Here is a 9,056-nt window from a genome sequence, read left to right as displayed (position 1 = left end):
AACCGGAAAACCGGAAAACCGGAAAACCGGAAAACCGGAAAACCGGAAAACCGGCACAGTTTTTCATTCCATCTTGCCAGACCCCACCGAATATCGCACATGACGCATATGAAACTTTCTGACTTTGATTTCGACTTACCTGAAGAACTGATCGCAACGCGCCCTGCGGTGCCACGTACGGCCTCGCGCCTGTTATTGGCGCAGGGGCAGGGTGGCGCAATGACACTTGCGGATCATCATGTGCATAATCTGGGCCAATTTCTACGTCCCGGGGATCGACTGGTTCTGAACGACACCAAGGTTATTCCTGCACGCCTGTCCGGCCAGCGATTTCGCGACAGTGCCCAGGGGCGGGTCAGCTCAAAAATCGAGGTGACATTGCTGGAGCCACTGGGCCAAATGCCCGGCGGCTGGCGCGCACTTTTGAAACCTCTGCGCAAGGTGAAAGATGGCGAAGAAATTGAATTCGGGGATGGGTTCAAAGCCCGTGTCACCGGCCGGGATGATGGCGCCGCCTTGCTGGAATTCAACACCACGGGCGATGCGTTTGATGTGGCTTTGCAAAAGGCAGGGAATATGCCTCTGCCGCCTTATATTGCGGCGAAACGCGCAGCAGATGATCAGGACAACACAGATTATCAGACCGTGTTTGCGAAGAACTCCGGCGCTGTCGCAGCCCCAACTGCCAGCCTGCATTTCGACCAGGTGCTTTTGGATCAGTTGGCAAAAATTGGCGTGGAGTTCACGCATGTCACCTTGCACGTGGGGGCGGGAACATTTCTGCCGGTGAAGGTGGACGATGTGCGTGACCATAAGATGCATGCGGAATGGGGCGAAGTGTCGGAACAAGCTGCTGGCGAAATCGCTGCAACGCAGGCCGCCGGTGGCCGGGTGATCCCGGTGGGCACCACGGCCCTGCGTTTGATTGAATCGGCAGCACGTGACAGCGGCGCCATTGCACCCTTCTGCGATGAAACTGATATTTTCATCACCCCGGGCTTTCAATTCAAAGTCGCGGATGGGCTGATGACCAACTTCCACTTGCCAAAATCCACCCTGATGATGCTGGTGTCAGCCCTTATGGGCGTGGATGAAATGAAGCGGATCTATGATCATGCCATCGGCGATGGCTATCGCTTTTTCTCCTACGGCGACAGTTCCTTGCTTTTGCCTGCAGGCTAAGTAAATTTCACCAAATGCGACAAAATGCCCGAAGGCGACTATAATTGGTCGTTCCTGCACGGTTTCATATCCAGTGCGGGTGTATCGGTCGGAAAAAATACACCAGCCCTCGGGGTTGATCATTAAGGAATTGCGATGTTTGACGTTCTGAAAAGCTCCTGGGCGCTTCTTTTGGGTATGGGTCTGCTGATGGTTGGGAACGGGCTGCAGGGCTCGCTTTTGGGTGTGGTCGGGACAGAGAATAATTTCTCAACATTTTCACTGTCGATCATCATGTCAGGTTACTTCTTGGGGTTCTTGGGAGGATCACGTATGGCACCGGATATGATCCGGCGCGTGGGGCATGTGCGCGTATTTGCGGCACTTGCATCCTTTATTTCTGCGGTTCTGATCCTTTATCCCACCATGACAAACCCTGTGGCCTGGACCATTGGCCGGGTCATCATCGGGTTCTGTTTTTCTGGCGTGTATGTGACGGCGGAAAGCTGGCTAAACAACGCGTCCTCCAACGAAAACCGGGGTAAATCCCTGTCGCTTTATCTGATCGTTCAGATGATTGGTATTGTATCGGCACAGGGTATTTTGAACCTTGCGGATACAAACGGATACACGTTGTTCGTGATTTCATCCGTTCTGGTTTCGATCTCATTTGCGCCAATTCTGCTGTCGATCAGCCCAACACCTGCTTTTGAAACGGCAAAAGCCATGTCCGTGAAAGAGCTGTTTCAGCGTTCGCCACTTGGCTGTGTGTCAGTGGCCGTTTTGGGGGCAATTTTTGCGGCCCAGTTCGGTATGGGCGCGGTATACGCAACCCAGGCCGGCATGAGCGTGGGGGAATTGTCGATCTTCGTGTCGACCCTGTATATCGGTGCAATGGTGCTGCAATATCCGATCGGCTGGATTTCGGACCGTATGGATCGCCGACAGCTGATTGGCATTGTATCCGCCTTGGGCCTGATCGGAACATTCATCGGCTTCTTTGCGGGCGGCCAGTTTGAATTGCTGCTGGTTGCCGCATTCATCATCGGTGGCATGTCAAACCCGCTTTATGGTCTGGCGATTGCACACACCAATGACTTTCTTGATCCGGAAGATATGGCGGCGGCCTCCGGTGGTCTGGTGTTTGCAAACGGTCTTGGCGCGATTGCCGGCCCGGTTGTCACCGGTTGGACCATGCAGGTGTTTGGGCCGGAAGGGTTCTATGTTTATATCGGTGTTCTGATGGCGTTCCTTGCTGGATATGCCATGTATCGTATGACACAGCGCCCAACGGTCAGTGTCGAAGACAGCGGCACCTGGACGCCGGTTCTTCAATCCGCGACAGCCGTTGCCGTTGAAGTCGCGCAAGAAGTCTTTATCGAGGCCCAGGAAGAGGCCGCAGAAGAAGAAGCCAACGCCTGAAATAGTTAAAAGTATAGCGCCAGCATAACTGTTGGCGCTAACGTCGACACATTCGTCGCATACAGGCAACTATTTGGCGCAGATAAGCTGGTTTCCCATTGTATCTGTGTAAAACTTTTGTAACGCTCACTGGTGTAGTGAGTAGGTGAAATGCGTATGGAGGAGGGTCCGGATGCATACCCCAGAAGAGGTTCTGTCGTTCTGGCTGACAGAGAAGAAGCCAAGCGACTGGTATATGGGTGGTGAGGCGCTTGACGCCGAAATCCGCGATAGATTTGAAACGATGTGGGAAGCGGGCCGCGATGGCAAGCTTTGCGAATGGACCAGTAAACCGGACAGCACGCTTGCGCTTCTGATCCTGCTGGACCAATTCCCGCGCAATATGTTCCGTGGGACGGGTAAGGCGTTTTCGACTGATTCTCTGGCACGGAAAGTGGCGAACAAAGCCATTGATAAGGGCTGGGACAAACGCGTTGACGAACCCCAGCGTCAGTTCTTTTACATGCCCCTGATGCATTCTGAATGCCTGTCAGATCAGGAACGCTGTGTGCGGCTGATGTTGACACGGATGCCACAGGCGGGCGAGGGCAATCTTCTGCACGCCAAAGCGCATCGCGAAGTGATCCGCCGTTTCGGCCGTTTCCCTTATCGCAATGATGTGTTGGACCGGTCGATGACCACACCGGAAGCTGCGTTTATCGCAGACGGTGGTTACAGCGCCGCCGTGGATGCTGTGCGGGTCTGATCCCGTTCAAACCCTGTGAATTTTTGAAAACCGTCTCTGGAAACAGGGGCGGTTTCTGTTTTGTTATGGTCTGACATACGGGGTATATTGAAACAGAATGAAAAGTAGTTTAACGTCAAACTATAATTTTCCTGCCGGAGTCTCCCCATGTCTGCAAAATCTGCTCAAACCACTTATGATGTTGTTGTCGTTGGCGCTGGCCCCGGGGGCTATGTCGCTGCGATCCGTGCAGCGCAGTTGGGTAAAAAAGTTGCCATCGTTGAACGTGAACATTTGGGTGGGATCTGCCTGAACTGGGGCTGTATTCCGACCAAGGCGCTGTTGCGTTCAGCTGAGGTGTTTCACCTGATGAAACATGCGGGCGATTACGGCCTGTCTGCGGGTGAAATCGGTTATGACCTTGATAAGGTTGTGAAACGTTCCCGTGGTGTTGCGGCGCAATTGTCTGGTGGCATCGGTCATCTGATGAAAAAGAACAAGATTGATGTGGTGATGGGCACAGCGAAAGTTGCCCGTCAGGGGGAAGTCAGCGTCACCACCGACAAAGGTGTTCAGCTGCTGAAGGCCAAGGATATTATTCTGGCGACGGGCGCACGTGCCCGCGAACTTCCAGGGCTGGAAGCGGACAGCAAACGCGTCTGGACCTATAAAGACGCGCTGAACCCGCCGCATATGCCAAAGAAACTGCTGGTGATTGGATCCGGCGCGATTGGCATTGAATTTGCCAGCTTCTTTAACACTTTGGGGGCTGACACAACGGTTGTGGAAGTCATGGACCGTGTATTGCCCGTGGAAGATGCTGAAATTTCAGCCTTTGCGAAGAAACAATTCGTGAAACAAGGCATGAAGATCATGGAAAAGGCCATGGTCAAACAGCTTGATCGCGCGGCTGACAAGGTCACGGCCCATATCGAAGTGGGTGGCAAGGTTGAAAAGCAAGAATTTGACACTGTGATTTCCGCCGTTGGGATCGTCGGCAATGTCGAAGGGCTTGGCTTGGAAGAACTGGGCGTGAAAATAGACCGCACCCATGTGGTCGTTAACGAATATTGTGAAACCGGCGTGCCCGGGCTGTACGCAATTGGTGACATCGCGGGCGCCCCTTGGCTTGCGCATAAGGCCAGCCATGAAGGTGTGATGGTTGCTGAAAAAATTGCAGGTCAGAAAGTGCATGCCGTGCGTCCGGAAAGCATCGCTGGCTGCACCTATTGTCACCCGCAGGTGGCGTCGGTTGGTTATTCTGAGGCCAAGGCAAAAGAACTTGGTTTTGATGTTAAGGTTGGACGTTTTCCCTTTGTTGGCAATGGGAAGGCCATCGCGCTTGGCGAACCCGAAGGCATGGTGAAAACCGTGTTTGACGCCAAAACCGGCGAACTTTTAGGCGCGCATATGGTGGGTGCGGAAGTGACCGAAATGATCCAAGGCTATGTCATCGGACGCCAACTTGAGACCACCGAAGAAGACCTGATGCACACCGTTTTCCCACACCCAACCCTGTCAGAGATGATGCACGAAAGCGTGCTGGATGCCTATGGCCGTGCCATTCACATGTGAGGCTCTGTTTTCTTACAAAGAAAACACCCCGGAAATTTTTAAAGTTTCCGGGGTTTGTGCTTCTTTGCCATTGATGATGGCAAAGGAATTATGGGGTTATCCAGCCCTGCGAAGATAATTTTGATTTCCTTGCTCAAGCAGCTTTTTGAGTTCCCGACCGCGGACGTGACGTCGGGCAAGTGGACCGTATGTTGTAATGCTCCGCTTTCGCTCCTGCAGAGACATTTCGATGGCCTGCACCTGATCGGTGCCTAGGAAGCGAAGGGACATTTTCCCTGGATAAAGACTCTCGGCCCGAACCCCGTTTGCAATCAGAATATCATGTTGTTTTGTAAGTATGTGGTAATACGTAACCTCTGGTGTCGGCCGTGGCCTGATTGAGTGGAATTCTGCTAGGTGCTTTGCGGAAACGAATATTTCTTCGGTATTCGGTGAATTACCGGTTTTCAAAAAAATACGGTGTTGAGGCGAGACAAGAAGATCTCTTTTTGCGCCAAGAAATCCCTTTGGGATCGCGTAGGGCATATTGTTCGTTAACCCTGATACCGTAGACTGGCCGGACCAAATGATTTCTTGGTGGCCGTGATCTACTGTGAATACTCTATCACGGGGTCCCAGCTTCTCGACGGGAACTTCGCCCTTGTCAGTCATAATGTATGTGCCTTCCGCGAAGCAGACAAAATTGGTGCCGTCATATTGGCTTATACCCAAGGTGCGAGACGTGGTTCCGGGGACGGAATTAATGCTTACGGATTGGATCGATTTATTCTCGAACACATTTTGCAGTGTTTCCCGGGCCGCAATAAATGTATGGCCGTCAGTGGTCTGAAAAAGCTGTAGGTTCAGAGAGCTGCTGCTTGTTCCATCAGAAAATTTGACGGTGAGGCGATATGTTTGAATGGCGTCGACTGTGCGGGTTAGGTTGCCACTGCCCGGATCAAATTTGATACTGGAACTGGCAATGAAGCTGGGGTTATGATCCGTGGTCAACAGGGGCGGGTTGTTCCCAAGTATGTCCACTGTGACTATGTTGTCGCTCAATGGGGTCGCAGCACTGCCATGGGTTCCCAACAGCGCCGATGCATTTTCGTTGACGCCAGTTGAACTGCCCTCTGTGGGGTCGATGATGGACAGTTTTCCAAGGTAAATTGTTTGAATTGTAGGCATGTCTTGTCCTAATGGAATTTCTGACACGTCTATTGGGCTGCGTTCGTTGAACGCAGATCGTCTGTATCAGAACAGTTTTGTGAGGAATTGAAGTGAGGCAGAGATCAGAACTGGGCGGTCATGCGGGCCATCAGTTCGCTCTGAATTCGGGTCGATCGTGTTGGTGCTGGAAGATGTTTAACATGTCATACTTATTACGTGCCTTTGATACCATCAGGTTGTGGCGGCTTATTATGACTTGATTTGCGGTTGAGAAAGTTAGAGATTATCTTGAAATCAGATGAAGTTTGGCGTGGGATAGGGATATAAATGCTGCGGCGCCCCGCTGCACATCCCACCGATCCGGACGGGAGCGATCAAAAGCACCCGTCTGCAATGCCCGTTCATGTTCTTTAAAGGGTTCTAAGCCCGCCACCGGCACGTTTCCAATCGGCAAGGCTTCCGAAATTATGCACCTCTTTATAGCCCATATTGCGCAGGGTCTGTGCCGCCATGCCGGACCGTGCGCCAGAAGCACAATACAGCGCGACAGGCGTGTCAAAACATAGCCCGGACACACAGGATTTCTTTGCTGGATCCGCTTTTTCTGGCAATGATTGCATGGGGATATGAAGTGCCGCACTGGCCATGCCACTGTTGCGCAGCTCGGCCTGGTCCCGGATGTCGATCAGGGTTAATGTGCCTGCTTTGATGCGGGTCATCGCCTCTGTTGTGTCGATTTTACCTGCGCTGATGGCTTTTAGAAAGTTAAACAAACCAAGGATCCTTTTTTGGGGTACGGATGACCTGGCCTGTATCGGACAGGGGCGAAGGCCACACAGTGATAATGTCACCATGAGATGTGCTTATGTCAGTAGTCATATGTTTGTTCACTTTTAGTTCTAACTTTATCCTTGGCGCGGCGGGGGGAATACCCTATCTCTGTTTCTGACATTACGGGGGCGGATATGGCCGAGTTGAAGAAGATCGAAGTACGCGGTGCGCGGGAACATAACCTGAAGTCCATTGATGTGGATATTCCGCGCGATGAACTGGTGGTCATCACAGGCCTGTCCGGATCAGGTAAATCAAGCCTCGCGTTTGATACGATCTATGCCGAAGGGCAGCGACGCTATGTCGAAAGCCTGTCTGCCTATGCGCGTCAATTCCTTGATATGATGGAAAAACCCGACGTTGATCACATCTCGGGCCTGTCGCCTGCGATTTCGATTGAACAGAAGACCACGTCAAAAAACCCGCGGTCCACCGTGGGCACCGTGACCGAGATTTACGACTATCTACGCCTGCTGTTCGCCCGTGCAGGCACGCCTTACTCCCCCGCTACTGGCAAGCCGATTGAGGCCCAGCAGGTACAGGACATGGTTGACCGTGTCATGGGTATGGAAGAGGGGCTTCGTGGGTATCTTTTGGCCCCGATCATCCGGGATCGTAAGGGCGAATATAAGAAGGAATTTCAGGAACTTCGCAAACAAGGCTTTCAGCGTGTGAAGGTGGATGGCGAGTTCTATGAGCTGGATGAACCACCCACGCTTGATAAGAAATTTCGCCATGATATCGATGTCGTTGTCGACCGGATCGTTGTGCGTGAAGGCATGGAAACGCGTCTGGCTGACAGTTTTCGCACGGCGCTTGATCTGGCGGATGGGATTGCGGTCCTCGAAACCGCGCCAAAGGAAGGCGATCCGGAACGGTTTACCTTCAGTGAAAATTTCGCCTGCCCGGAAAGCGGTTTCACCATCCCTGAGATTGAACCGCGTCTGTTTTCTTTCAACGCGCCCTTTGGGGCGTGCCCAGAATGCGATGGCCTTGGGGTGGAACTGTTCTTTGATGAACGCCTGATGGTGCCGGATCAGTCGTTGCGTTTGTCTGACGGGGCGATTGCGCCTTGGCGAAAGGGCAAATCGCCCTATTTTCTGCAAACGATTGAGGCGATTGCTAAGCACTACGAATTTGATCCGAAAACGCCCTGGAAAGATCTGCCGAAACATATCCAACAGGTTTTCCTATATGGGTCAAACGGCGATGAAATTCCGTTCCGCTATGATGATTCTGGCCGGGTTTATGAAATTTCACGCAGTTTCGAAGGGGTGGTTCCAAACATGGAACGCCGCTACCGAGAAACCGACAGCAATTACATCCGCGAAGAATTTGAACGCTATCAGAACAACAGATCCTGTGAGGCCTGCGAAGGGTATCGTCTAAAAGACGAAGCCCTAGCGGTGAAGATCGGCAGTTCTGACGAACTTCTGCACGTGGGGCAGGTGGTTCAGATGTCGATCCGCGAAGCGCTGGAATGGATTTCCAACGTGCCAGATGTGCTAAGCAAGCAAAAGGCAGAGATTGCCAAGGCGATTGTCAAAGAGATCCGTGAACGGCTGGGGTTTTTGAACAATGTGGGCCTTGAATACCTGTCGCTGTCGCGTAATTCGGGTACTTTGTCCGGTGGTGAAAGCCAACGTATTCGCTTGGCCAGCCAAATTGGTTCAGGTTTGACCGGTGTTCTATATGTGCTGGATGAACCTTCAATCGGTCTGCACCAACGTGACAATGGCCGCCTGTTGACCACGCTCAAGAACCTGCGTGATCAGGGCAATACGGTGATTGTTGTGGAACATGACGAAGAAGCGATCCGCGAGGCGGATTATGTCTTTGATATCGGCCCGGGCGCCGGTGTGCATGGCGGCGAAATCGTTGCGAAAGGCACCCCCGCCGAAATCTGCGCTGACCCAGTTTCTGTGACAGGTCAATATCTTACGGGCATTCGCGAGATTGCCGTACCTGGTGAACGTCGCAAGGGGAATGGCAAAAAAATCACCGTGAAAAAGGCCACAGGCAACAACTTGAAAAAGGTGACGGCAGACTTTCCGCTGGGCAAATTTACCTGTGTCACCGGTGTGTCCGGCGGTGGCAAATCGACCCTGACGATCGAAACTTTGTTTAAGACAGCCAGCATGCAGCTGAACGGCGCACGTCAGACGCCTGCGCCTTGTGAAAGCATCAAAGGCCT

7 protein-coding genes are annotated in these 9,056 nt (G+C 52.5%); 5 read left to right on the top strand and 2 right to left on the bottom strand.

What is annotated here, in order from left to right; translation table 11 throughout:
- Positions 1-108 precede the first annotated feature (108 nt).
- From queA to lpdA, 4 genes are all read left to right on the top strand, one after another.
- Positions 109-1,182: a tRNA preQ1(34) S-adenosylmethionine ribosyltransferase-isomerase QueA gene (queA, locus tag ACPGUT_RS15225; RefSeq protein ID WP_423992827.1), complete on the top strand. Its 1,074-nt coding sequence runs from the start codon at positions 109-111 to the stop codon at positions 1,180-1,182.
- 135 nt (positions 1,183-1,317) lie between these two features.
- Positions 1,318-2,583: an MFS transporter gene (locus ACPGUT_RS15220; RefSeq protein ID WP_423992825.1), complete on the top strand. Its 1,266-nt coding sequence runs from the start codon at positions 1,318-1,320 to the stop codon at positions 2,581-2,583.
- A gap of 172 nt (positions 2,584-2,755) precedes the next feature.
- Complete coding sequence (locus ACPGUT_RS15215) at positions 2,756-3,328, top strand: DUF924 family protein (RefSeq protein ID WP_423992824.1); 573 nt, start codon at positions 2,756-2,758, stop codon at positions 3,326-3,328.
- A gap of 147 nt (positions 3,329-3,475) precedes the next feature.
- Positions 3,476-4,882: a dihydrolipoyl dehydrogenase gene (gene lpdA, locus ACPGUT_RS15210; RefSeq protein ID WP_423992822.1), complete on the top strand. Its 1,407-nt coding sequence runs from the start codon at positions 3,476-3,478 to the stop codon at positions 4,880-4,882.
- Between the two features lie 96 nt (positions 4,883-4,978).
- Here the strand turns inward: lpdA and ACPGUT_RS15205 are convergent, their stop codons facing one another.
- A complete protein-coding gene (locus tag ACPGUT_RS15205; RefSeq protein WP_423992820.1) occupies positions 4,979-6,049 on the bottom strand; it encodes a Hint domain-containing protein in 1,071 nt (356 codons plus the stop codon).
- 392 nt (positions 6,050-6,441) lie between these two features.
- Entirely contained in the window at positions 6,442-6,804 is a 363-nt protein-coding gene (locus ACPGUT_RS15200) for a rhodanese-like domain-containing protein (protein ID WP_423992818.1), read from the bottom strand.
- A gap of 192 nt (positions 6,805-6,996) precedes the next feature.
- Here ACPGUT_RS15200 and uvrA point away from each other — a divergent pair.
- A partial coding sequence (gene uvrA / locus ACPGUT_RS15195) for an excinuclease ABC subunit UvrA (RefSeq protein WP_423992817.1) occupies positions 6,997-9,056 on the top strand: 2,060 nt, incomplete at its 3' end.

The organism is Halocynthiibacter sp. (assembly GCF_049608145.1).
In the GTDB taxonomy this organism is placed as follows: Bacteria; Pseudomonadota; Alphaproteobacteria; order Rhodobacterales; family Rhodobacteraceae; genus Halocynthiibacter.
This window is presented reverse-complemented; position numbering and strand designations above follow the sequence as displayed.